Origin of the sequence: Kothea flammea, from assembly GCF_052161645.1 — a bacterium.
GTDB lineage: Bacteria > Planctomycetota > Planctomycetia > Pirellulales > Pirellulaceae > Laterigemmans.
This window is the reverse complement of record NZ_CP197414.1, coordinates 3251703-3274246: the sequence shown is the minus strand read 5'-3', so window position 1 is coordinate 3274246 and position 22544 is coordinate 3251703. Positions and strand designations below refer to the sequence as shown.

22 protein-coding genes and 1 pseudogene are annotated in these 22544 nt (G+C 55.7%); 11 read left to right on the top strand and 12 right to left on the bottom strand.

Annotated elements, in window-relative coordinates; translation table 11 throughout:
* Positions 1–112 precede the first annotated feature (112 nt).
* Both uvrA and SH139x_RS12540 read left to right on the top strand, forming a co-directional pair.
* Positions 113–2935, top strand: a complete 2823-nt coding sequence (gene uvrA / locus SH139x_RS12545; RefSeq protein ID WP_488355547.1) for an excinuclease ABC subunit UvrA — start codon at positions 113–115, stop codon at positions 2933–2935.
* Positions 2936–3310: 375 nt separating this feature from the next.
* Positions 3311–4162 (top strand): sigma-70 family RNA polymerase sigma factor, encoded by an 852-nt coding sequence (locus tag SH139x_RS12540; RefSeq protein WP_488356010.1) that lies wholly within the window; start codon positions 3311–3313, stop codon positions 4160–4162.
* Positions 4163–4213: 51 nt separating this feature from the next.
* Here SH139x_RS12540 and SH139x_RS12535 read toward each other — a convergent pair whose 3' ends face one another.
* Both SH139x_RS12535 and fae read right to left on the bottom strand, forming a co-directional pair.
* On the bottom strand, positions 4214–5080 hold the full coding sequence (locus SH139x_RS12535; RefSeq protein ID WP_488355546.1) for a methylene-tetrahydromethanopterin dehydrogenase N-terminal domain-containing protein: 867 nt from the start codon (positions 5078–5080) through the stop codon (positions 4214–4216).
* A gap of 295 nt (positions 5081–5375) precedes the next feature.
* Positions 5376–5873 (bottom strand): formaldehyde-activating enzyme, encoded by a 498-nt coding sequence (fae, locus tag SH139x_RS12530; protein WP_488355545.1) that lies wholly within the window; start codon positions 5871–5873, stop codon positions 5376–5378.
* Between the two features lie 155 nt (positions 5874–6028).
* Here fae and SH139x_RS12525 point away from each other — a divergent pair, with 155 nt between their 5' ends.
* Positions 6029–7405: an ATP-grasp domain-containing protein gene (locus tag SH139x_RS12525; protein ID WP_488355544.1), complete on the top strand. Its 1377-nt coding sequence runs from the start codon at positions 6029–6031 to the stop codon at positions 7403–7405.
* An 85-nt stretch (positions 7406–7490) separates the two neighbouring features.
* On the opposite strand, the gene rdgB is transcribed toward SH139x_RS12525, so the two are convergent.
* The 3 genes from rdgB to SH139x_RS12510 form a co-directional block, all read right to left on the bottom strand.
* Positions 7491–8093 (bottom strand): RdgB/HAM1 family non-canonical purine NTP pyrophosphatase, encoded by a 603-nt coding sequence (gene rdgB / locus SH139x_RS12520; RefSeq protein WP_488355543.1) that lies wholly within the window; start codon positions 8091–8093, stop codon positions 7491–7493.
* Positions 8094–8140: 47 nt separating this feature from the next.
* Positions 8141–9265, bottom strand: coding sequence for a hypothetical protein (locus SH139x_RS12515; protein ID WP_488355542.1), 1125 nt, complete (start codon positions 9263–9265; stop codon positions 8141–8143).
* A gap of 196 nt (positions 9266–9461) precedes the next feature.
* Positions 9462–10256 (bottom strand): hypothetical protein, encoded by a 795-nt coding sequence (locus SH139x_RS12510; RefSeq protein WP_488355541.1) that lies wholly within the window; start codon positions 10254–10256, stop codon positions 9462–9464.
* Positions 10257–10334: 78 nt separating this feature from the next.
* Here SH139x_RS12510 and SH139x_RS12505 point away from each other — a divergent pair, with 78 nt between their 5' ends.
* Together SH139x_RS12505 and SH139x_RS12500 are read left to right on the top strand one after the other, a co-directional pair.
* Positions 10335–11639: a Gfo/Idh/MocA family protein gene (locus SH139x_RS12505; protein WP_488355540.1), complete on the top strand. Its 1305-nt coding sequence runs from the start codon at positions 10335–10337 to the stop codon at positions 11637–11639.
* A gap of 96 nt (positions 11640–11735) precedes the next feature.
* Positions 11736–11963: a DNA gyrase inhibitor YacG gene (locus SH139x_RS12500; protein ID WP_488355539.1), complete on the top strand. Its 228-nt coding sequence runs from the start codon at positions 11736–11738 to the stop codon at positions 11961–11963.
* Between the two features lie 37 nt (positions 11964–12000).
* Here the strand turns inward: SH139x_RS12500 and SH139x_RS12495 are convergent, their stop codons facing one another.
* The 6 genes from SH139x_RS12495 to SH139x_RS12470 all read right to left on the bottom strand — a co-directional run bounded on the left by SH139x_RS12495 (position 12001) and on the right by SH139x_RS12470 (position 17215).
* Entirely contained in the window at positions 12001–13329 is a 1329-nt protein-coding gene (locus SH139x_RS12495; RefSeq protein WP_488355538.1) for an amidohydrolase family protein, read from the bottom strand.
* A gap of 14 nt (positions 13330–13343) precedes the next feature.
* Positions 13344–14927, bottom strand: coding sequence for a 4-alpha-glucanotransferase (malQ, locus tag SH139x_RS12490; protein WP_488355537.1), 1584 nt, complete (start codon positions 14925–14927; stop codon positions 13344–13346).
* A gap of 181 nt (positions 14928–15108) precedes the next feature.
* Positions 15109–15726: a hypothetical protein gene (locus SH139x_RS12485; RefSeq protein ID WP_488355536.1), complete on the bottom strand. Its 618-nt coding sequence runs from the start codon at positions 15724–15726 to the stop codon at positions 15109–15111.
* Positions 15727–15999: 273 nt separating this feature from the next.
* Entirely contained in the window at positions 16000–16530 is a 531-nt protein-coding gene (locus SH139x_RS12480) for an HD domain-containing protein (RefSeq protein WP_488355535.1), read from the bottom strand.
* 33 nt (positions 16531–16563) lie between these two features.
* Complete coding sequence (locus SH139x_RS12475; RefSeq protein ID WP_488355534.1) at positions 16564–16752, bottom strand: hypothetical protein; 189 nt, start codon at positions 16750–16752, stop codon at positions 16564–16566.
* Positions 16753–16831: 79 nt separating this feature from the next.
* Complete coding sequence (locus SH139x_RS12470; protein ID WP_488355533.1) at positions 16832–17215, bottom strand: hypothetical protein; 384 nt, start codon at positions 17213–17215, stop codon at positions 16832–16834.
* A gap of 134 nt (positions 17216–17349) precedes the next feature.
* On the opposite strand from SH139x_RS12470, the gene SH139x_RS12465 reads away from it, so the two are divergent.
* A complete protein-coding gene (locus tag SH139x_RS12465) occupies positions 17350–17616 on the top strand; it encodes a helix-turn-helix domain-containing protein (protein ID WP_488355532.1) in 267 nt (88 codons plus the stop codon).
* 628 nt (positions 17617–18244) lie between these two features.
* Positions 18245–18625, top strand: a complete 381-nt coding sequence (locus SH139x_RS12460; RefSeq protein WP_488355531.1) for a hypothetical protein — start codon at positions 18245–18247, stop codon at positions 18623–18625.
* Positions 18626–19006: 381 nt separating this feature from the next.
* Here the strand turns inward: SH139x_RS12460 and SH139x_RS12455 are convergent, their stop codons facing one another.
* Positions 19007–19396 carry a hypothetical protein gene (locus SH139x_RS12455; RefSeq protein ID WP_488355530.1) on the bottom strand — a complete coding sequence of 130 codons (390 nt, stop codon included), beginning with the start codon at positions 19394–19396 and terminating at the stop codon, positions 19007–19009.
* A gap of 784 nt (positions 19397–20180) precedes the next feature.
* Between SH139x_RS12455 and SH139x_RS12450 the strand changes: the two are divergent.
* The 4 genes and pseudogenes from SH139x_RS12450 to SH139x_RS12435 form a co-directional block, all read left to right on the top strand.
* Positions 20181–20783, top strand: a pseudogene (locus tag SH139x_RS12450) (PQQ-binding-like beta-propeller repeat protein); the annotation flags it as partial.
* A gap of 339 nt (positions 20784–21122) precedes the next feature.
* Positions 21123–21614 carry an EF-hand domain-containing protein gene (locus SH139x_RS12445; protein ID WP_488356009.1) on the top strand — a complete coding sequence of 164 codons (492 nt, stop codon included), beginning with the start codon at positions 21123–21125 and terminating at the stop codon, positions 21612–21614.
* Entirely contained in the window at positions 21615–22298 is a 684-nt protein-coding gene (locus SH139x_RS12440) for an RNA polymerase sigma factor (RefSeq protein ID WP_488355529.1), read from the top strand.
* On the top strand, positions 22288–22542 hold the full coding sequence (locus SH139x_RS12435) for a hypothetical protein (protein WP_488355528.1): 255 nt from the start codon (positions 22288–22290) through the stop codon (positions 22540–22542). Before SH139x_RS12440 ends, SH139x_RS12435 begins: the two co-directional genes overlap by 11 nt.
* Positions 22543–22544 lie beyond the last annotated feature (2 nt).

The window sequence follows — 22544 nt, the reverse complement described above, 5'->3', positions numbered from 1 at the left end:
CGTGCTTTGCGGTTGTCATGGAATCCGTTGCGGCGGTCATAGATCGGCGGTACGCTGGGCTCTCTGGCCGTTTCTGGGCCTTTCTTGATTTCCTTCTCAGGCATTGTAGGTTGTGATTAGACAAGCGGACACGGCAACTGCGACAAACTCTCAAATTTGCGATCGACCGGTTATTCGGATTCACGGGGCTCGGGTGCACAATTTACGCGACATTAGCGTCGATTTGCCCCGCGATGCCTTGACTGTCATCACCGGGGTTTCAGGCAGCGGCAAAAGCTCTTTGGCGTTCGACACGCTTTACGCTGAGGGCCAACGGCAATATATCGAAAGTCTTTCCACCTACGCACGACAGTTCTTAGACCAACTGCCACGCCCCGATGTCGACCACGTGGAAGGGCTCGAACCGACTCTCTGCATCGACCAGAAACCGGGCAGCAACAACCCCCGCAGCACGGTCGCGACGGTCACTGAGATTTATGACTACTTGAGATTGCTGTTTGCTCGCGGAGGCCAGCCCCACTGTCCAGAATGTCAGCAGCAAATTTTGCAGCAAAGCCCCGAACAGATCATCGACTCGCTGCAACAGTTCGAGCCGGGCACCAAACTCATGCTGCTCAGCCCGCTGGTGCGTGGCCGCAGGGGCAAACATCAAGAAGTGTTTGCCGAGATTCTCAAAGCCGGTTTCACGCGTGCTCGCGTCAACGGGAAACTCTATCCACTCGACGAACTACCTGAGTTAACCCCCAGCAAATACCACACGATCGAAGCGGTGATCGACAGAATTATCATCCGCGAGGGTGTGGAAGACCGACTGGCGGATTCCATTCGCTTGGCGCTGCGCTATGGCAAAGAAGTTTTAACCGCCGTTTTTCAACTTCCGGGAACTGCCGAGTGGGACGAACGTTTGCTCAGCGCGCGGTACGCTTGCCCTAATTGCGAGCTTAGCTTCGAGGAACTGGAGCCTCGCAGCTTTTCTTTCAACAGCCCCTACGGTGCTTGTCCAGCCTGCGACGGGATGGGGCGGGTCGAGCAATTCGATGGCGACCTAGTCATTCCCAATCAAACACTACCTCCGAACTCCGGAGCCTTTGCTGCTTGGCGGGGAGCCACCAAGAAATGGCGAGATTTGCTGCGTGGCAGCGTGGAACCGTTTCTGGAAACGCAGGGATCGAGCTGGGAGACTCCTCTGCAGAACTTATCTGCGGCGAACTACACAAAGTTGTTACATGGAAGCACCAATTGCGTCGGCCTGATGGGTTTGCTGGAGGCGGAATGGGAGGGTAAGTGCACGGAAAAACGCCGAGAGCAATTAACCCTCTTCCGTTCGCAGTTGGAGTGCCAATCCTGCGGTGGAGGGCGCCTGCACGCGGCCGCTTTGGCGGTCACCGTGGGAGGCTTAAACATTCAACAAACAACCGCCCTTTCGACCGACCAGGCGCTGGAACATTTTCAGTCGTTGCAACTGACCGGCATGGCGGCGACGGTCGCCAAACCGTTAACGGCGGAAATCGAAAAACGACTTCGTTTTTTGCTCCACGTGGGAGTCGAATATTTAACCCTGGATCGGCCAGCCGATAGCCTCAGCGGAGGCGAGCTGCAACGCGTGCGGTTAGCGACCAGCATCGGTTCGGGACTGGTCGGCGTTTGTTACGTATTGGATGAGCCTTCGATCGGCCTGCACCAACGCGACAATGATCGACTGATCGAAGCCATTCGCAACCTGCAGCGAGCTGGCAATACGGTGGTCGTGGTTGAACATGATGAAGCGGTGATTCGCGCGGCTGATTGGTTAATCGACATGGGCCCCGGAGCGGGACAACATGGTGGTCAAGTCCTGGCGGTCGGGTCGCCACTGGAGGTTGCCGCCAATCCCCTTTCGGTTACTGGTCGTTACCTCTCGGGGCAAATCAAAACCGGGACGCCACGCGAGCTGCGCGAACCTCAACCTAATGCATGGCTTAGCCTTCGGGGCGCATCGCTGCACAATCTTAAACATGTCAATTTAGAAATTCCGCTGGGCCTGTTAGTGGGCATCACGGGGGTCAGCGGCAGCGGCAAAAGCTCATTGATCGTCGACACCTTATACCCTGCCCTGCAGCGTCAACTGGGACTCGCCGCACCCAAGCCGGGACCATTCGATTCGCTGCAAGGCTGGGAAACCATTAACAAAATCATCGCCATCAATCAAGCACCGATTGGCCGCAGCCCCCGCTCCTGTCCGGCAACTTTCACTGGCGTGTTTGATGAGATCCGCAAAGTGTTTGCTGCCACACGGGAGGCGAAACAACGTGGCTTTACGGCCAGCCGCTTTAGTTTTAACGCTGCTGCCGGGCGTTGTCCCCAATGCCTGGGACAAGGTCTAGAAAAGATTGAAATGAACTTTCTTAGTGATCTGTTTGTGACCTGCAGCCTGTGTGGTGGCAAACGCTTTAATCAGCAAACGCTGCGAGTTCGTTACAAGCAGGCCACGATTGCCGACGTGTTGCAAATGTCAGTAGACGAAGCGTCGGAGTTTTTTGAAAAGTTCGCCAAGATCAAGCGTTTCTTGGATTCCTTGCGAGCAGTCGGTTTAGGATATTTACGCCTGGGGCAATCCTCCACGACGCTAAGCGGTGGTGAAGCGCAACGCTTGAAATTAGCCACCGAGCTGGCAAGACCGGCCAGCCAGCAAACCATGTATCTTCTCGACGAACCGACAACTGGGCTACATTTTGAGGATGTGGGCAGATTGATCGATGTGCTCGCCTCGCTGGTTCAACGCGGCAACACCGTACTGGTGATCGAGCACAATCTGGATGTCGCCCAGGCTTGTGACTGGTTGATTGATTTGGGCCCCAATGGCGGCAGCGGTGGTGGCGAGATATTGGCCGCAGGACCACCGGCGGTGATCGCCGCCACGGCGGGCAGCGCGACTGGCCGGTATTTGGACAACTGAAACTGAGGCCGGCGAAGCTTGAAAAAGCAGCGCCCGGTTGATTGGGAATGCCGTTCTGACCGGCATTGAGCGCAGATCCGTCTTCTTCGGAGTCTTGCGAACTCTGGGCATTCCTTTCCAGAAGTCCCTAAACGACTGCCGATTCGCTATTTCATACCCGGTAGTGACATTGTCGCTGGGCGCGTTGCCGCCTTTACCTTGGGATGCCCCGTCAGCACAGCAAACCTCACCCCAACGCCTCCCCGTTGGTTGCTTGCGCTGGCCAGGTCGCCATGGTCATACCTCCCCTTTCCATCTGAGTACTGAGACTCCGCCATGTCGGAATCCTTTGATGATTCATTGAATCCAGCCGTTGCCGAATTGCAAGAAGCACGGATGTCGCTTCGCAAACGCAATACCGGAGCAGCCCAATCTCCGCTGGAGACCTATCTCCGCGAGATTTATGAAACCTCACTGCTTTCAGCCAAAGAAGAGCAGGAACTGGCGGCTCAGATTGCTGATGGTGACGTCCGTGCTCGCGATCGCATGGTCCGCGCAAACCTACGCCTCGTGGTCAACATCGCTCGCGGATACACGGGTAAGGGATTGGGCCTGCAAGACTTGATCGAGGAAGGTAACTTAGGCTTGCTTCGCGCTGTGGAGGGCTTCGATCCGGGAGTCGGTACGCGGTTCAGCACCTACGCCAGCTATTGGATTAAACAATCGATTAAACGCGCTCTGATTAATAGCGCGAAGACGATTCGAATTCCCGCCTACATGGTGGAATTGCTCAGCAAGTGGCGACGAGCGTCAGCGCGATTGACTGAAGAACTCGGTCGCACACCGACGCACGAAGAAATCGCCCGCGTGCTGGGGCTGCCCAAGAAAAAGCTGCCGATCATCAAGAAGGCGATCCGAATCAGCAACAGCACTCCGCAAAGCGATCAAACTGACGCCGGGTGGTCGCTGGGCGAAATGGTGATGGATGAACGCCTGAAAAGCCCGGATGAAGAACTGCTCGATCACGACATTCTTCGTCATGCCATGCAGTTGCTCGATACGCTCGAGGATCGCGAAGCAACCGTGCTGAAATTGCGGTTCGGCCTTGATGGCTGTGAGCCACACACGCTGAAAGAAATCGGCGCTGAGCTGGGGCTGACCCGGGAACGTGTTCGTCAGATCGAAACCGAAGCCTTGCGGCGGCTTGCCGATGGCCTGTCCGATCCCAGAGAGCAAATGGGAATGTAGTTAGCGATGAGGAGGGAGTGCGCCACAGCGGCGATCAAATCTGCTGACGATTCACAGCAATTTTTTGCCAATCTCAAAGACCTCATCAGCGTCCAATACACGATCGTTGGCTTCGAACAGAGCCGCGATAGCCGCTTTGTGGATTTTCATTTTTAATCCACCGACACCAATTGCCCCGTAAACCACGCAGCCGCCAACTTCGCGCCCCCGATCGTGCACCGCCACCGACTCGATTCCGGCTGGTGGAACTGCATTTAAGTCGATGGCGACTTTAAGTGCATCGACGTTCGTCCACGTGGCCTCGGAAACCAACTGGACGCCGGCTGCACCGCACGCGAATAGGGCGTCAGCACCCATGAGTGCGGCGGCGACGTCGGCTTCACTCTCGGCTGCGAATGGCTCCAGCAAATCGCGATCGACGAATTGACCGACAGCGTGAACAGCCTGCTGGGCACGCGCTGCGGTGCGAGAACCCATGCGGACATGACACCCGAGCGCGGCTAACAAACGAGCCACACGTTGACCGACCGGCCCGGTAGCCCCCAGCACTGTGGCGGTGGCACCCTGGAATTCTAAATGTCGCTGGGCCGACAGGACTGCGGCGGCCGCGGTTGTGTTGCAGCCGTTGGCATCGAACAACACCGATACGCGGACCGGCCCGAAGAAAGTTCTCAACACCTGCGACAAGACTTTATCAGCGGCTGCTACGTGGCTACCCCCAATAAAGACGGCTGTGTTCGCCAGCGCATCGCCACCGCGGGTGAACATCGCTCCATGAATCAGGGATTCAACATTCTCAGAATCGATGTTGCCATACTGAAACAAATGATCGACCCCCGAGTCGACGGCGACGACCGCGTCAAAACTGCTGGGATGAGCGTCAACATCAAGTTGCAACAAGATTTTTGGTGTCGACATCGAGCACTCGCAACAAAGAGAAATTGTGAGCCAAGTTTATAGATGATAGCAGTGGAATGGCGGTTAACTCTTTGCCAATCACCGAATAAATGCTGGCCACAAAACGGAATCAGCCGGAACGCGCCAGCGTCCGGTTCTTCGGAACCGTGAGCCAGCGCTAAACGGCTGACCCAACCGAAAGGAATCAGTCGGAACGCGCCAGCGTCCGGTCCTTCGGAACCGTGAGCTGGCGCTCAACGGCTGATCCAATCGAAAGGAATCAGCCGGAACGCGTCAGCGTCCAGTTCCGCGGAACCTAGAAACCGCGGAAGGGGTGGGTTGCGGAATCTTTCTGAGCAACCATTTCGTCGACCGATGGCTTGGAACCCATGGCGTTAGCGATCGCGTCTTTGGTCGCTTCGTAGTTGTAGTTGTAGATCTTTTGATCGTCTTCGGCTTGCGGGTGAATGAAGACACCACAGACGATCACCAAGTCTTCGGCTTGATCCTTGGGGATAACGCCGTCAGCAACCGAATCAGCAACCGCTTTGGCCACAGCCGCTTGCGCGGGGCCGAACATTTGCACAGCTTGCTTCATGCCTTTGATCGTGACTTTTGTCACCATGACCGTAGCAGGCTTGACCGCTACGTTCGGAGCCAACACTGCCAACAGATTGGTGTGCCCTTCGCTTTGATTGGCTAAAGCATTCGCGAAAGCGGTACCGACAGGTCCGTTCTTGCTGCCAATCATGAGGTCGATGTGAGCGATTTCATTGCCGTCGCCGGTCAGTGCTTCACCGATATAAAACTGCATGCTCGAATCTCCAAGGTTGAATTGGGTTTACGACGAATGATGATGCGGACACGGTCGATCTACTCTCGCCCCCCCGCGCACCGTTCGTGGGTGTGTCGAGCAGGTTATCACACCCGCCGGCTCGTGCAAGCACCTTACCCACGCCGGCCCGGAAAATGTCCGTTCCCAAAGCCCGTTTTCCCGCATTAGCGCTCAAGATGCCTGTACCGCTCGATGAATCGGCTGCCTGGATTCTAATTTTCGGAGCCTCGGTGCGAGCCGCCAGCGAAGCCGCCGCCAAGGCTGGCTACCGAGTTCTCGCTGTCGACCAGTTTGGTGACCAGGACGCGCGACGCTGGGCCAAATTCTGGGCCCCCCTCGATCCCGTAGACCCCGCCAGCAGCCTGCTTTCCGCAATCGAACTTTGCCGCTGCAAATTCCCAGACTGTCCAAGCTCCAGCAACCTCACCGCAATCGCCTGCGGGGGCCTAGAAAGCTGGTTCGAGCGGCTCGAACCACTGCGTAAATCGTTAAACTTACTCCTCCCCAGCACACCCGAGCTTCGTCAGCTGCGTGACCCGCGACTGCTCCAACAGCTGACTAAGGTTACTTCCGCGCGATTCCCACCGACCCGCTTTACCCGACCGCCGACGCCCCCACCGAACACCGCCGAGTCGCAAACACGCTGGCTGACCAAACAAATCCGCTCCTCCGCCGGTTTAGGGGTGCGATTCGATGTGGAGGCATCTCGGCCGGGGCAGGGCGACATCGCTGACTCGGCCGCCAACGCCCCGCGAGATCGTTACTGGCAGCAACAAATTTCCGGTCGAGCAGTGGGGGTAAACCTGTTATGCGGCCCCACGGGAGTTCGCATCCTGAACACTTGCCGCGCAATCAACTACTCTCAACCAGCTCGCGCCTCCCAACCCGCCAGCCCGTTTCTCTACGGCGGTTCGCTGGGGCCTTATCCACTTCAACCCCATGAGCGGGCGGCGATCTTGGAGTTCGCCGACCAACTGACCCGCCAAGTCGATTTTGTTGGGCTGCTCGGCAGCGATTGGTTGCTCAGCCGCGATGGAACGCCCCCCTGGCTGTTGGAACTAAATCCTCGCTACACCGCGTCGATGGAAATCTGGGAAAGACTTTGCGCCAGCAGCCTCGTCGACGTACAGCTGGCCAGCTACCAATTGAACGATCAGCAGTTGGATACGATGGCCTTCGATTTCCCAGAAAACAACTCGAGTGGCTGGCCAAGCAAGCCATCAAAGACAGTCATTAAGTTTGTGCTCTGGGCGCCGCGCGAGCTGTTTTTTTCATCAAACCAGCTGACCTCATGGGCCCAACATTGCGAACTGGAACTCGACAGCGTTCAGTGGTGCGATCTTCCCGTCGAGGGCACTGTAATTCCCGCCGCCAGCCCCATTGTGACGGCGATCGTGCAGCTCCCAGATTCAAGTAACGCCGGGAAATCAGCCTGGCGAGTATTGAGGAAATTAAAACGCCTGCAAGCATCGCTGAGAACCAAGCCACAAACCGAGGAGAGCTCGGGCTAGTGATTTGCGGATACCAAATCTTATAGGATGGGTCTCCAGGCCCGTCCTCTTAAACCCTAGGCGGCCCTGGAGACCCATCCTACCGTCAGGCGTCTGCCGGTGGACGGAAATCGCGGCGCAGCAACACCATGGCCCGAGCTCTATGGCTGATCGCCCGCTTGCTATGCGGTCCCAGCTGGGCAAACGTGCGGTGATACTCGGGAATGATGAACAAGGGATCGTAACCAAAACCATGCTCCCCAGCGGGCGCCCAGCCGATGCGACCGTGACATCGCCCGCTGGCCTCGAATATCACGTCGCCTGCGGGATTCGCCAAACATAATTGACACGTATAAAACGCGCCCCGGCGATCATCCGGCGTGGCGCCAAGTTCTTCGAGCAACTTGGCGTTATTCTCCTCGTCGGTCGCTTGCTCGCCAGCGTAACGAGCCGAAAAGACACCGGGGCGGCCCGCCAATGCGACCACCGACAGGCCACTGTCTTCGGCTAACACCCAACTGCCCAAATGCTGCGCTTGCTGAACCGCTTTGAGCTGTGCGTTTTCCTGAAACGTGGTCCCAGTCTCTGCCACTTCGATGGCGTTGGAAAGCTCGGCCAACGAGCGGACCGAGATTCCGCTGGGAGCCAACAGCTGCCGCATCTCAGCCAATTTCTTAGCGTTGTGCGTTCCCAGTACCAATTCTAACATCGACCGATCCCGTCTAGATGCTGGGTCTTTCCAAGTGCTGCGGCAGTCTACTTGCGTCCGAACGCTGAGTAGAGTCCTCGTTTACTGGCCCGCGGCACGGCAATCGGGTGCGGTTCCGGATCGAAAGGAATCTGTTCAATATTATGCACATATCGCACTACTTGGCCTTGCGGGTTGCGTCCGACTCGCTCAGTACCTGCGTACACTCGCATAACATTCTGAATTTGTGGACTGTATTGAAAGCCCGTTCGCAAGTTTTCACCGAGAGAATCAAAGCTACCGATCGTCACCAAACTTTTCGAGCGATCATGGAATTCATAGGCCTCCACGCCATCTTTGCGGAGCGCCTTCACCATCTTATGAGCCATCGCCATACTTTCATCTAGACGTTCTTTGCTGGGCTCCATTTCGTCTTTGATCCGCCCGCCAATCATCGTTGTGGAAAGCCCTTCGAAGGTCCTAACCACGACGGTAAATTTGCCTTCGCATTCGAGCAAACTGTGTTCAACATTTTGATTCAGCTTTTGCACGAATGAATCGACTTCCGGCGCCTGAGTAAAGTCCTCCGGCAAGAGTGGATTGCGAGTCACAAAGGCGTTGTACATGGGACCGCGTTTGATCTCGCCATCTTTGCTGGCTTGCAAGATTTGATTCTTAATGCGGCGAATCGATGCCATCGCGCCGACCTCGTCTTCGGGCCGCACAAGGTTGAAAACTGGTGGGTTAATGGTCTTCACAGTTTCTAACGTTTTGTCAATTTCAGGGTGGTTCACGGTGTCAAACTCACCGACCAAAACAGCGTAGGCGTTAAAGCGTGTGGCGTTGGCGTAACGCAGCGACTTTTGCGTCGGCTCGAAAAAACCAACCTGCTGGGTAAAGTCAAAATCTTCACGATAAACATAAGCGGGGAGGTTGTATTCCGACCTTAACTCCATCACCAGCTGCCGCGATTTTTGCGCGCCACTATCACCGGTAAAAGTCGCTGCCAAAATCAGCCAAGGGCCTTCTACCTCCGTCAAGCGATACTCGTTGCTGGGGTCCGCTTCCACTTTCTTTTTGCCAAACAATCGCAAGAAGGAAGGTGGGCCGGCCGGGCAAGGAGCAGCCAAAAAGATAAGACTGAGGGCCATGCTGGCTAACAAGATGGCACGCAAGCTCTGTTTTTGCGACATCGGTACTTCTCCCGTCAGGGCGGGCGAAACGGAGTAATTGAGGGGATAGGCAGGTGGCTCGCCGAACAAACCAAGGGAACTCCGGCGAGATGCCATCGCGGCTTTAACAAAATTACCCGCCGCGGCGAAAGACAGATTCCCTCAATTGAACTGCACCGCTAGCGACCGACTGCACCGCTAGCGACCGACTGCACCGCTAACGCCCGACTGGGATCAACTTTTCCAGTGGCACGTAGAAACGCCGATAAAAGCGGCCGTCGGCAAACCGCTCACCGCGCGGGTCCTCAACCAAAACGGTCGCCCGGCGGGTGATTCGGTTGACAATACCGGTCAGCATCTTGCCTTCAAACCGAAAACGAACTTGAGTTCCAGGCGCTAAGCGAAATTTGCTGGCAGCCCGCTCCGCTTGCGTGATCAAGTCGTGCTTATGTTCGGTGTGCCCGAAAAAACGATTGGCAATGCCGTGAAACCGACGTTTCGCGCAGGAACTATCGTCCCACAACAACATCTCGGCCAGATGCACCAGCTCGTGCTCGACAATCCGTTGCATCGCTTCCAAGCGGTTCTTGCACCGCAAACCGGTAACTTCCACCTGGCGATTGACGTCATCAAAAGTCTGAAATAACAACGTTGAAGAGAGAATTATCTCGAATCGTCGTGGACCCCGGGTTCGTCCTGATGGATAATGGGTTACTGTTTTACCAGCGTTTTTCGTCATCCGACTGCTCCAACCGAAATCCAAACCCTCAATTCGGGCTGCTCGAATCAGTTTTGAGCCGAAGAAAAGATCATCGTACAAAAATGCCATTCGCTGTAAGTCATCTTGGCCAACTCGAGTAAAATTGGGGCCATCCATACAGCGGCTGAGACGAAGGGTATTTTCAAAAATCGTTTGCTGCCCCTGGCGCACGGTGCGCACATCGGGTGCATGCTTCAGCAAGAATTTACTGAGCTCGCTAAGGTCAGGCGGTTGGTGTCGAGAGTCGCTCATGGATATCATTGTTATGCGGTCGAACGTCGCGCCGCTATACCCACCTCGATAATTCCTGCCTTCAGTCGGAGAGTCACCATGTCCCAGGCCGAACCCAGCTCGAATCCGGAGCCTCGTCGAAACTTTTTGAAAACTGGCGCCATTGCCGGTTCCAGCCTCCTCGCCACCGGTTCGATTGTGGGCCGCGCACATGCTGCCAGTGATGCCAAAATTCGCGTCGGCGTGATCGGTTGTGGTGGACGTGGCAGCGGTGCGATGCGAAACGCGCTCGAGGCCAATCCGAATGTTGTCATTGTCGCCTTAGCCGACTTGTTCCCCGAGCAAATGACCGGTGTGCTCAAGGGCATGGCTCGCGACAAAAAGTTTGGCGATCGTTTCTTGGCGACGGAAGAAAACTGCTACTCCGGCTTTGATTGCCATACTCAATTGCTGGCTGGCACCGAAGTCGACGTGGTGCTGCTGACCGCGCCTCCCCACTACCGCCCGGACCATCTGGAAGCGGCCATTGATGCCGGCAAGCATGTTTTCTGCGAAAAACCAATTGCCACTGACCCTACCGGTGTCCGCCGCGTGCGTGCCAGCTGTGAAATCGCCGACAAGAAAGGGCTGAATATTGTCAGCGGGCTCTGCTGGCGATACGACTCGGGGGTCCGCGAATCGGTGCAACGGGTGCAGGATGGTCAGATCGGTGACTTGATCGCGACTCAAGCCGATTACTTGACCGGCCCGGTGTGGGCGAAGGTCAAACAGCCCGGCATGAGCGAAATGGAGTACCAGTGCCGCAACTGGTACTACTACACTTGGCTCTGCGGCGACCATGTGCTCGAGCAGTTCATTCACAGCCTCGATAAAACCCTTTGGATTCGTCACGACGTGACGCCCGTCCGCGCCTACGGCATGGGTGGCCGCCAAACCCGCGACGATTTGACGATGGGGATGATCTACGACCACTTCTCCATTGTCTATGAATGGGCGGACGGCACCCGTTCGTTTGCCAACACGCGGCAAATCAGCGGCTGTAAAAACGGCACCGAGGATTACATCTTCGGCAGCAAAGGCCAGGCTCAGTTGCTGGCCCACAAGATCGACGGCCCAGAGCCTTGGAAGTTCAGCGATAGCAAGACTAACATGTATGTCCAGGAACACATTGAGCTGTACGAAGCGATCGAGGGCAAGCGACCCAGGATCAACAATGGCGGCTACATGTGCGATAGCACGCTGCTAGGAATTATGGGGCGCGAAGTTTGCTACTCGGGACAAGAACTTACCTGGGATGAAGTGCTCAACAGCCCGCAAGATCTACGCCCGGCAAAGTACGAATGGGGTGACGCGCCCGAAGTTGTCGTCCCCCAGCCTGGCAAGTACAAAATGCCTTTGGCCTAATCGGTCGACGGCAATTATTTGCTGTTACTAGTCGCCAGTCCACCTTGGCTGGCTGGCGATTGAAGCTTTCAATTGCATTCTTATTGCTTGATGCCCATGTCCGCGCCGCACCCCAATCAACGCTTGACTTGCCCCACGTGCAGCCGGCGATTTTACCTCGACGAGACCGAAGCACCACCATTTTGCTCGGAGCGATGCAAATTAGTGGATCTCGGCCGTTGGCTGAATGAGGAATATGGGCTGCCTCATGAGGGCGACCCCGGAGACGCGCCCGTTGAGTACCGGGGAGAGGAAGATGATGATGACCACAATCGAACCGGTTGAGCGTCGCTAATCCGTTCTGACTGCAACCGGAAACGCATCACCGTTCCGGCGATCGGCTTTGGAAAGCCTCTAGACGCTGGGCCACGCCGGGAACGATCCTGGCCGCATTGTCAGCGTATATCTTTCGCAGCACCGCGTCGGGTAAATCGACTCCGTGAATCCGCCAAAAACCTTGCGGCGGAAAAGGCTTTTCCGAATAGGGAAAGTTCTCATCGCGAGTTTGAAAGAATCGCCAGTAATGGTCGACTCGCACTTCCGGCCAGGGACCATCGGTCCCAAACAACACGCGATCGGCGTACTTGATGAGAAATTCGCGAGCCGTGTAGGGCTGCCTGCCCAACTCTGAAATTCGCGAGGCGGGGTCAACGTACAGATTGGGCAACGCTTCTAGCCACTCCGCCAACTGCCCCAAATTGTCGGCTGAGCTGGCCATGTGGGCACCAATAAAATTAGTCTTTGGGTGACGACTGATCATCCGGTTGCGGGCGGCCAACAATTCATCGCGGCTGGGAAGATCACCACCATAGAAATGCCAATCGGGGTGACGACTCAATTCTTCCCACCGTTCGTTCTCGGGCCCCAAAGGCTGAAAAAAAGCGGTCGGATCGGCGGTGTGAATCAATACGGGCAAACCCAATTCACCGCACGCTCGCCAAATCGGATCCAACAACGGCGCATCGACAGGGATTAATTTGCCGCTGGCATCTCGGTACTCCAGCCCCAGTCGTTTAAAGACTTTCAAGCCGCTGATCCCTGCCTCTTTGGCATCGACCAGCGCTGCCGCAGTCCGCTCCGCCCAGCCGGGGCGATTGCAGGCCCAAGTTGCCGGTTGCTCGGGGTCACCTTCGCCGACCCAATCGAGATGCGCGAAAACCACAAATCGCTCGCGATGCTCGGCCCAGAGAAAATCCAAATGCTCGCGCAGCCCTGCCCCCAGACGCCCATCCATGCTGACGCAGACCGCCACATCATGACGGTCCATCAAGTCGACAAAATCCTCGAGCGTCTGGCGGTTGTGACGTTGGCGAAACAGCATGTGCGTGTGCACATCGACGACGGGAAAGCGGGCCCCGTCGAGCTTCGTACGCGGGACTACCAACTGTGGAACAGGCCGAAAATTTCGCAGCAATAACTCGCGTCCCTCACGACCGTCGAGCGGCGGTACCAACGCCGCTTGGCCAGCGTCTTGCTGAGCCGGTTGCTGCAGTGCTTGTTGTGATGCTTGCGGCTCTGCTGGAACCGTCGGTGCCCCGGTCCCAGCGGTCTGAGCCACGAGCTGAGGGCTGGCAAGGACCAACGTCAAACAGCACGCGAAGAATCGTAGAACTTGGTGACGGCAGCGGTTCTGCAGCGGGCGGTTTTGCATCGATCCATTTCTCATCAAGGGCGACCATCCAACCGGCCGCAAGCGGATGTTAACTGGTGCAGCCGAGCGAACGGGGCGGCCTCTAATTGCTCACGCGAAACTCGCCAGCCCCAATTGCCGCCAGCGACCCCCGGCACATTCATCCTGGCTGAACCATCCAGGTTAAGCAAGTCTTGCAGCGGAGCAATCGCTAAAGCAGACTTGGATTCCCAAACCGCTTGTAACATGGCCCCAGCAACATCCTCCTCGCTCAGCTCCTGACCCAGCAACGCACGCACGTTTTGCTGACCGTTCGGATCAAGCTCCTGAAACCAACCGCGAGTCGTATTGTTATCGTGCGTGCCGGTGAACGCCGCACTATTCTCGTTGTAGTACTGTGGTAAGAAAATGTTGTCCGGGTCACCGTCAAAAGCAAACTGCAAAATCCGCATGCCGGGCATCCCAAATTGATCGCGAAGGTCGCGAACATCGGGCGTGATCAGCCCCAAATCTTCGGCAATGAACGGCAAGCCCCCAAACGTGTCGCGAACGACGGCAAAGAAATCGGTGCCCGGACAATCGATCCATTCACCTTGTTCGGCGGTCGGAGCCCACGCGGGGATGTGCCAAGCGGCCGAGAAAGCGCGGAAATGATCCAGCCGCAAGCCATCGACCAGCTGCAAAAGGGCGGCCAACCGTCGCACCCACCAACGATACTCGGTCGACTGTAATTTGTCCCAATTATAGACCGGATTGCCCCACAACTGTCCCGTCTCACTGAAGTAGTCGGGCGGAACGCCGGCGACAAACTTGGCATGTCGCGTCTCGTCCAACTGAAACAGCTCTGGATTGGCCCACACCTCGGCTGAATCATGCGAAACAAAGAACGGTAGATCGCCCAGCAACCGCACCCCCGCGTCCTGCGCGTACCCTTTTAACCGCCACCATTGCCGGAAAAACAAAAACTGCACAAAGCGAGTGAAATCGATGCGTTCAGCCAGCTGTTCGGCCAGTTGATTCACCGCCTCCGGTTCATGACGGGCCAGCGGAATCGGCCAGTTGTAAAAATACTCACCCGTTTGCTGTTCCTTGATCGCCACGAACTTGGCGAAATCGTCGAGCCAATGCGTTTGACCGTCGCAAAATTGCTGAAACGATTCCCGCAAATGCTCGGCACCACCGCCGGAAAAGCGTTGCCAAGCTGCCGCCAGCAGAGCCGTCTTCAGCCGCTTGACTGCGGGAAAATCGACCCGGCTGGGATCGCTACCAATCGGTCCAGTTTGCTCAGCCCCCGCTTGCTCGGCTCGCAATTGCTCTTCCGTCAGCACCCCCTCGTCGACCAGCCGATCAGGGCTGATGAAAAGATAATTGCCAGCGAAGGTTGACAGCGGGTCGTAAGGAGAATTGTCCTGCCCGGTCGGTCCCAGTGGCAAGATTTGCCACCACCGTTGACCGGCAGCCGCCAAACGATCGATCCAAGCGAACGCCTCAGGCCCGAGGTCGCCGATCCCGTACGAGCTCGGCAAAGAGGAAACGTGCAACAAAATTCCCGAGGCACGATATCCGGGTGGCAGCAATGCCAAAGAACGCGATTCATTCGATTCACGAGGATGGGGCATGGCCCTGGGTGCGCCCTATAAGCGGTACGGAAGGAAAGTCTGCGATTCTGATCTTTCGCTTCCTTCCTGTCTATCGCACCCGCCGTACCACAACCGCCAATCGTCGTGACGGCTTGGGAGGCTGGGAAGAGTTTACCGATCAGGGGCATCCGGGCCGCTGAGCGAAACTCGTCACGCCAGCCTACTGTGTCGGCTTAAAGTAGAAATCCTGATCATTCAATCGCGGCCGAGCCCCGCGATCTGGGTAGTCGCCATCGCTGTACGGAAAATTTGGATAAGGCTGCTGTGGTTGCCAAGGCTGCACGGAACCTGGAGGCAACATTCCCGGCTGGGGATAGTATTGTGGCGGATTGTTGGGGTTGGCAGGAAAGTTTCCTGGGCGATTTCCTGGACGCTGATTGGGCGGTGGCCAGTTTCCCGGGGGAAAGAAATTCCCCTGCGGAAAACCAAAATTCCCCAGATTCAGGCCCGCAAACGGTGCTCCCCATTGATCGTAAGGGACGCTGTAAGGTCGGTAGGGAAACCGCCATTCGCCATAGGGTTGGATTGGTGGGCCCCACTGGTCGACTCGATGGTAGTGGTCCGTCGATGGCCCGTACTGCAAGGAGCTGCGGAAATAGGAATACCCGCTGGTGCGAAACACAGCCGGATTGGGAACCGCCGTGGTTGGCGGTTCGCTGCGTTGATGCGTCCGCTGGCCCTGTTCGTCGTGAGTGTGAAAACTCCGCGCAGTCAACCAATCGGCCGACGCGGGTTTTGCTAACAACAGCATGACGGTGAGGAGGATTGCAGTTCTCATGACCTCCAAAATAGTTCACGTTCGCTGTCACGCCGGAAAAACTCACCTTTACAACCAATTTTTCACCCTAATGCCGCTGGAATAATCGTTGCAAACCCACGTCGGCAGCAAATCAGCGAGCGAAAAAGCCGCCCATGCGGGGAAAAAAACTCAATTCGACAGCAGCAAAACCCGGAAACGCTTTTCGTGACAGGCTGCCAACGTTCTGCGAACTGCGTTGGGTCACTGCCCGCATTGGTCCTCAGCACTTCATTGCTTAACAGTCTGAAGAATTCACCACGATCGTTCCTGCTCCAAATCGATTCCCCACTCCTCAAGCACCAAAGTTGGCACGACGCCGAAGCTCGCGCGGCCATCTGCCCTTTGAATCGTCTCGGGTCGTTTGGCAACTTCCGTACATAGCCGGCTGGGATGAGGCATGATCCCGACTCGCCCAAGATCAAGCCGATCCGAGTCCCAACAAGTTTGAATGGTTATATCGGGATGAGTCAGTTCGTGGGTGTGGCCTTCACAGGCTCGATGCAGCAAGCGGAAGGCGTGGTCGTCCAAATCAAAAACGCTGCCACGAAGTTCAGCGGCAAACTCTGCGGCACGGGGACCATGTTCCGGATCAGTGAATTCGTTGATGCGGCGAGAGTCGTGCAGAACCGCGAATAGCGAGACGACTTCCACGTTGGCACCGGTCTCTTTTGCCAATTGCAGGCCGTTCTCAAGCACTCTTGCCCAGTGCGCGATGCCATGATCACCGTCGAGCGGAAGGACGTACTCGTCGAGGATGGCGTTTAGGATCGGCTTGAGGTTCATAAAGGCTTTCCGGCAGGCTTTGCCAGCAATGATTCATTGTTGATTGTCGTTTAAGATTCTCAAATTCTCTTCGTTTCGCTCAAGGAGTTGCTGCGTCCTTTCCCTCTCTTCCTGGTCTTCGGCAATGTCCCGCGCAATTATCGAATACCAGACACCAATTAAAGCAACCAGAATCAAGAAAGCGATTGCCGTAAATTTCTTTCCTGCCGAGCGTTCATTCATAGGTATGTCTTCCCGATATGCAAGGAATAGTTACTGCCAAGATTTAATGCCAGCAGTATCCCGCCGGCGAGCTTGCTCGTCAGACCATCTTTCCCGTTTCGTTGCTGAACATCCATTTTCGATCGTCGAAATCGAAGTTCCCCTCGTTCCGAAACAGCATCACGCTCACGTCAACTGGGATGTTCTTGAGCATTTCGGGTTGGTCATCAATGTAAACGTTGATCTTCCGCTCTTTGATAACCTCTGCTTTAGCGTCAAAGCTGCTGACGAGAACAACATCAGTGAATTTGATGCCGTGCCTTTCAAGGTCAGCAATCGCTTTGGCTCGGTCACTCCGATAGGTCACGACGATCACTTCGCCAGGCCAAAATTGGCTGAGAGTGCTGAAGAATTTTGGGGCCTCATCGACGCAACCGTCGAGATCGAGGCCGAGGGTCGGTTTAACCTGATCGGATAGGTTCAAAAGAGTGTCCCTTGTTCCATAAATCTGGTCTCTGACGTTCATATATCTAGTGCCGCTGGAACGATTTAGTGTTGCTTGAAAGCGGGAATTACCGGCGACTGCTCGCCCCACCGATCCTCACGCGGAGTATCACCATGCCAGGGAAAGCAGCCAAGGTCACGATCAGTGAGAATCAGCAGGCAATTCTGCAGACTTTTGTCAAAGCTCGGTCGTCGACGGTTTCGCTCGCTCAACGTAGCCGAATCATCCTACTGGCGTACGAGGGGCACAACAACGAGTCGATCGAAGAGCTCGTTGGACCGCACCACGACGCCGTTGGTAGATGGCGGAGCCGATGGCGTGAAGCACGAGGTTACACAACACTTCCCCCGCGGAAAGCAAGCCTAGATGTAGGGTGCTAAAACACGACCAGAGCTTGTTGCCTGCCGCGTAGGCCAACACGAAGGCCGGGACAAAATGCAGATAAGAGGCCATACTTCCTCCCGCAAAAAACCTTACAACCACTGGACGGATGCTAAAAAAAAGAGGGGAGGGAGGGCAACTAAATTTTCATTTTTTTCCAGAAACAGCGAGCGAAGAATCGCCGGTACAAGTTGAGGAGAAAATCACTCAGTCTCGCCCAATTGTTGTCTGCAACGACGCAGGATCCTGGAGCGATGTTGCCGAACCGTCGCATGAACTGAATGACCTGCAACTACGAAGGCCCACGACGCTGATTGGAGCCCTTCCTCAAAGGTTTGGGCTCAAATCAACCTGATGAGTCTTCGCGGTTGCAGGCGATAATTCCCGATCCGACGGCTTTCCATCGTCGCTGACGACAATACTGCCACAGCCAAGTTGTCTTGATCGAGCTTGTTCCCAGCGGGTTAACTCAGCAACTTTAGGCCAGAGCAGCCATTCGCCATACTCGTGTGTCTTTGGTCGATCAAAAACAATCCAGTCGCCTTTTTGTTTTGTCTCAGGATGTTCAGAGTAGATGATCTTACTTTTTCATCGATCAGTTCCCTCAACTCCGCCTCGCCCCTTGCGATGGCCGATCGCCAGCTTCTTTGCAAAGCCATGGAACGGCTCTACCCATCGGCCTTCTCCGGTCAGTGCGCACTGCAAGTCAAACGGGTCAGCAACAGCATCTCGACGCCGCTCCATCTCGCCTTGACAATCACTTCGCAAGTTACCGACAGTGAAGCGTTTGTCACCGATCACGGGGCGGACGTTGCCCCCTTATCCGGCTCGGGAACTTCCCTCCGTAAGTTTCTGGCGCTCGGTAATTCGTCATCGGCAAAGTGGACACGCTGCCAAATCCGACACTGTGCTCCACCACCACACGTCGGCCACGCCAGCGAAAATGCCGTAAATCGTTGGCTGGGAACGACTTCGGCGCGTAAAAAAAGCCGCCTGAAGGCGGCTTAAAGTGTCTTTGAAGTGGAGGATCGAGGACACCAGTAGAACTTTTTTTTGCAGGTGTTCGAGGCGTGGGGTCATGCCGAAATCAGCCTGGTCTCAGCGTTTTCTGCGGCAGTCCAGTAGTCTGAACGTTGTGCGTGAGTCGGTTTTGATTATTGATCCGGACTCATTTGACACCATCGTAGAGACATCACTGATTTGGTACGCTACCGTCTTGTCGACGATTCGGTTGTTCGTTGCTACACCGAATGGAATCAGAGATCGGACTGTGACCGGCAGATGCGTGAAGAGTTCGGTTCAATTCCGGTAGATCGAAAACGAAGAGCTGGCCTCTCGAAATTGTCTGAAGCGAGAGAGCCAGCTTGCTGAGGTGTGCGAATCCGGAATTTAGAACCCGAACAGTTCAAACACGAAGTCGGGTGGTCCGGGAAGACTTAAGCCTTCGCCGTTTTCCCACGCCTCAAGAACCTCGACAGGTGGCCCGGGAAGGCCAAGTTCCGTCGCGAATCCCTGGCGCGCGACAACCCATGGCGGCGGTCCCACCGGTCGACTTGGCTGTTCTCCGCTCTGCCATGCTTCAACAATCCACGCGGGTGGTCCGTATGCCGGCGGGGTCGGAGCCTCGCCAGTCGCCCACGCATCAAGCACCCATGCCGGAGGCCCTGCGGCTGCTGGTTTTTCGGCGGGTTGCTGTCCGTTTGCGTCGGACGACATTGTGATGGCAGCTGTAACCAGCGCCACCGCAATCCAATTGAAACTCGTGATCTTCGTTCGCATCGAATTCTCCTTTGAACATCGTGATAGAAACTAAACAGCTGGCCGCGGTTCCAATCTGTTTCGCTGGTCTAGTGATTCGTTGCGGCGGTTTGGTTACACGGTCTCTTCTGAATTTTCTGAGTTCGACCTCGAAACAGCTTTTTAGTTGCCGGAAGCTGAGGCTGGGCTCGTCAGAATCCCCACGAGCGTGGACCGAACCGCGAAGTGCGACCACGCTCGCGAAACGGAGACCGACAAAATCAGGAAATTTCTCGCGCAGCATGTAACCATTCGGGCAAGCTGGATCACTTATCTATCGTCACGGCGTTTCGATCACAGAAACGTCGTATTTTTGCGGTTTTTTCGTTGGGGAGAGAAGCTTGGTGGAATTCAGCCGAGGGCGAATCGCAGCAGTCATTGGCGTTTTTCTTTTCTGCTTGCCCGCGAACGCACAGGATTGGCCTCAGTTTCGTGGACCGGACGGTGATGGAAAGTCGTCGATGGCTGTGCCTGAAACGTGGAGTCGTAGCAACAATTTGAAGTGGGCGGTTGAGCTTCCCGGACGGGGAGTCAGTAGTCCGATTGTCGTCGGTGACGATGTTTTTGTGACTGCGTTTAAAGGCGAAGGGATAAACGCACTACCGTCGGGCGAGGCGTCGCAACTTGTCCGATCGCTTGTTTGTGTAGACCGGACGTCTGGTGAAATCAAATGGCAGCGATCGCTGAAATCAAACGTGGCGGAAGATAGCTACGAAGGCTTTCTGACCGACCACGGCTACGCCAGTAGCACGCCGGTGTCGATGGGCAGCGAGTCTTCGTGTTCTTTGGCAAGGGCGGCGTCTACGCGTTTGATCTGAGCGGTCAACCACTTTGGCAGCAGAATGTTGGTAACGAATCGGGTCCGACGAATTGGGGTTCGGCGGCCAGCCCGATAGTTTACAAGAATCTTTTGATCGTGAATGCGTGTGACGAAAGTCAAGCTTTGATCGCATTCGATGCAGAAACAGGAGCGGAGGTCTGGCGAGCGGAAGCGAGTCTTTACGAGGGCAGTTACTCCACGCCTCTTCTGGCTCAATCAACTGACGGCCGCACCGAATTGATTGTTCCCTTAGCCGACGAAATCTGGAGCTTTGATCCTGACAAAGGCAGACTGAATTGGTGGGTCGAGATGTCGTTGGGCAAGTACATCACATCAACTCCGGTTGCCGCAAATGGAGTTGTTTACATCGCGGCCAGCAGCAAGGTGATCGCAATACAAATGGGTGGCAGTGGCGATGTGACGCAAAGTCATGTGCTGTGGAATCGAAACGCCGGGCCGGGAATTCCTTCGCCAATCTACGACGATGGAAAACTCTACTGGGTCGCGACCTCCGGCATCTTCACTTGTGCGGACGCAGCGACGGGAAACACTTTGTGGCGTGAGCGTCTTGGAAAGGGTGGCAAGAACACGACGTATGCTTCGCTCCTGAAAGCAGGCGACCATTGGGTTGTCACGACTCAGGTGAACGGCTCGTTTGTCTTTCAAGTCGCTCCCGAATTCAAGTTACTTTCTTCCAATGTGATTGATGGCGACGCAACGCCGTTCAAGGCTACGGCAGCCGTTAGTCAAAGCGAACTGTTTCTGCGATCGGATCGTTACTTGTACTGCATCGGTGAAGGTGGAACAGCCGATTTGGCAAAGGTTGCTCAAGCGAAAGATGAGAAGGAACAGTCCGATTCTTATAGCCTCCTAATCGACCCGACTAAGATGTTTAAGGCAGGGCGAAATCCAAACAGCGTCGGCCCAACGCAGTTGTTGCTTACGTTTGACGTCAACAATGACAATAAGATCAACCGAGAAGAACTGGCTGAGTCGCCGATGCCCGCGTTCGCGCAAACCATGATGTTTATGCGGGGAGACACGAATCGCGACGACGTGCTTGACGATGCAGAACGCCTAGCCTTGCAGGGCGACGTGAAGCTTGATGCGTCGGAAACAGTGGGTCGTAAAATCGCTGTCGAACGGCCTTTGCGCCCAGCGATGAACGACGCGGCGTCCGTGGTCGCGGAAGAAGAACCGAGAGTGTCCGCTCGCGTCAGGAAAGTATTTGCGGACAATGATAAGAACCAAGACGGCAGACTGACGCGGAGCGAACTTCCGTTTGCTTTTCGTTTGTTCTTCTCGAAGGCAGACAAAAACGGAGACGGCTTCGTGACGCCAATAGAGATGCAAGCCACGGTTGAAAACACGGACAAGTAGATGAGAACACTAACCCTATCGCCGAACTATCTCGCTCTGGATCAAGGTCTGGATCGCTTCTTCACGCTGGTGCTCGCAGCAGCGTTTCCTCATTCAGACGCGACACCAGACACATCGGTCGTAGCGGAGGAGCGTCGAGAGATCTCGGCAGCACGAAGTGGCGACGACGACGCGTTCCGGCGAATCGTTCAGCGATACCAGTCGACGATTGCGATGCAAATGCAACGCTTCAGTCGCGATCCAACTGTTGTTGAAGAATTGGCTCACGATGTTTTTGTCGAAGCGTTTGTGAGCTTGAACGCGTTTCGTCATCGCAGCCCGTTTGAACATTGGCTACGTAAAATTGCAGTTCGCGTTGGATATCGACTTTGGAAAACGCAAGCTCGCGATCGCGAACGCCGCGATGCGCTGTTGAGCGAACCAACTTTGCAAGCGGCTTTGCAGACGCCTTGCCAAACCGCATCCGATGCGAACGAAAGGCTGCATACGGTGCTGGAAATGATGTCGCACCGCGATCGACTGGTGTTGACGTTACTGTACTGGGACGACTGCACCGTGGCTGAAGCGGCTGAGTTGGCGGGTTGGACGCAGACGATGGTGAAAGTGCAAGCTCATCGAGCCCGAAAGAAGCTGAAGCGGCTGCTGGAAGAAATCAACATCGAGGAGTCAAACCATGACGCCTGACACTTCCGAACAATGGCTACGAGAACTTGCGTGCCGCAGCTCAGCCGCTCCGCCACCCGTGATCGACGTAACGGACTCGGTGATGTCCAGCATTCGCGACATGCGGTACATCCCGGTTCCGTTTGACCGGACGCCACTTATTTTCGGTGGCATCACGATCGCGACGGCCGCATCGTTGATGATCGTCTTGCTTCCAAGTCTGACCACGATGACTCAACCATGGATCAGCTTCTGGCTGCTATGAAT

What these genes read in the sequence shown, in the direction of transcription:
- malQ (WP_488355537.1), bottom strand. Translation starts at nt 14,927, where the DNA reads ATGCCCCATCCTCGTGAATCGAATGAATCGCGTTCTTTGGCATTGCTG.
- SH139x_RS12440 (WP_488355529.1), top strand. Translation starts at nt 21,615, where the DNA reads ATGAGAACACTAACCCTATCGCCGAACTATCTCGCTCTGGATCAAGGT.
- SH139x_RS12445 (WP_488356009.1), top strand. Translation starts at nt 21,123, where the DNA reads ATGTTTAAGGCAGGGCGAAATCCAAACAGCGTCGGCCCAACGCAGTTG.
- SH139x_RS12460 (WP_488355531.1), top strand. Translation starts at nt 18,245, where the DNA reads ATGGCCGATCGCCAGCTTCTTTGCAAAGCCATGGAACGGCTCTACCCA.
- SH139x_RS12515 (WP_488355542.1), bottom strand. Translation starts at nt 9,265, where the DNA reads ATGTCGCAAAAACAGAGCTTGCGTGCCATCTTGTTAGCCAGCATGGCC.
- SH139x_RS12505 (WP_488355540.1), top strand. Translation starts at nt 10,335, where the DNA reads ATGTCCCAGGCCGAACCCAGCTCGAATCCGGAGCCTCGTCGAAACTTT.
- SH139x_RS12435 (WP_488355528.1), top strand. Translation starts at nt 22,288, where the DNA reads ATGACGCCTGACACTTCCGAACAATGGCTACGAGAACTTGCGTGCCGC.
- SH139x_RS12495 (WP_488355538.1), bottom strand. Translation starts at nt 13,329, where the DNA reads ATGCAAAACCGCCCGCTGCAGAACCGCTGCCGTCACCAAGTTCTACGA.
- SH139x_RS12540 (WP_488356010.1), top strand. Translation starts at nt 3,311, where the DNA reads ATGTCGCTTCGCAAACGCAATACCGGAGCAGCCCAATCTCCGCTGGAG.
- SH139x_RS12535 (WP_488355546.1), bottom strand. Translation starts at nt 5,080, where the DNA reads ATGTCGACACCAAAAATCTTGTTGCAACTTGATGTTGACGCTCATCCC.
- SH139x_RS12465 (WP_488355532.1), top strand. Translation starts at nt 17,350, where the DNA reads ATGCCAGGGAAAGCAGCCAAGGTCACGATCAGTGAGAATCAGCAGGCA.
- SH139x_RS12510 (WP_488355541.1), bottom strand. Translation starts at nt 10,256, where the DNA reads ATGAGCGACTCTCGACACCAACCGCCTGACCTTAGCGAGCTCAGTAAA.
- SH139x_RS12475 (WP_488355534.1), bottom strand. Translation starts at nt 16,752, where the DNA reads ATGAATGAACGCTCGGCAGGAAAGAAATTTACGGCAATCGCTTTCTTG.
- fae (WP_488355545.1), bottom strand. Translation starts at nt 5,873, where the DNA reads ATGCAGTTTTATATCGGTGAAGCACTGACCGGCGACGGCAATGAAATC.
- SH139x_RS12480 (WP_488355535.1), bottom strand. Translation starts at nt 16,530, where the DNA reads ATGAACCTCAAGCCGATCCTAAACGCCATCCTCGACGAGTACGTCCTT.
- SH139x_RS12485 (WP_488355536.1), bottom strand. Translation starts at nt 15,726, where the DNA reads ATGAGAACTGCAATCCTCCTCACCGTCATGCTGTTGTTAGCAAAACCC.
- SH139x_RS12525 (WP_488355544.1), top strand. Translation starts at nt 6,029, where the DNA reads ATGTCCGTTCCCAAAGCCCGTTTTCCCGCATTAGCGCTCAAGATGCCT.
- SH139x_RS12455 (WP_488355530.1), bottom strand. Translation starts at nt 19,396, where the DNA reads ATGCGAACGAAGATCACGAGTTTCAATTGGATTGCGGTGGCGCTGGTT.
- rdgB (WP_488355543.1), bottom strand. Translation starts at nt 8,093, where the DNA reads ATGTTAGAATTGGTACTGGGAACGCACAACGCTAAGAAATTGGCTGAG.
- SH139x_RS12500 (WP_488355539.1), top strand. Translation starts at nt 11,736, where the DNA reads ATGTCCGCGCCGCACCCCAATCAACGCTTGACTTGCCCCACGTGCAGC.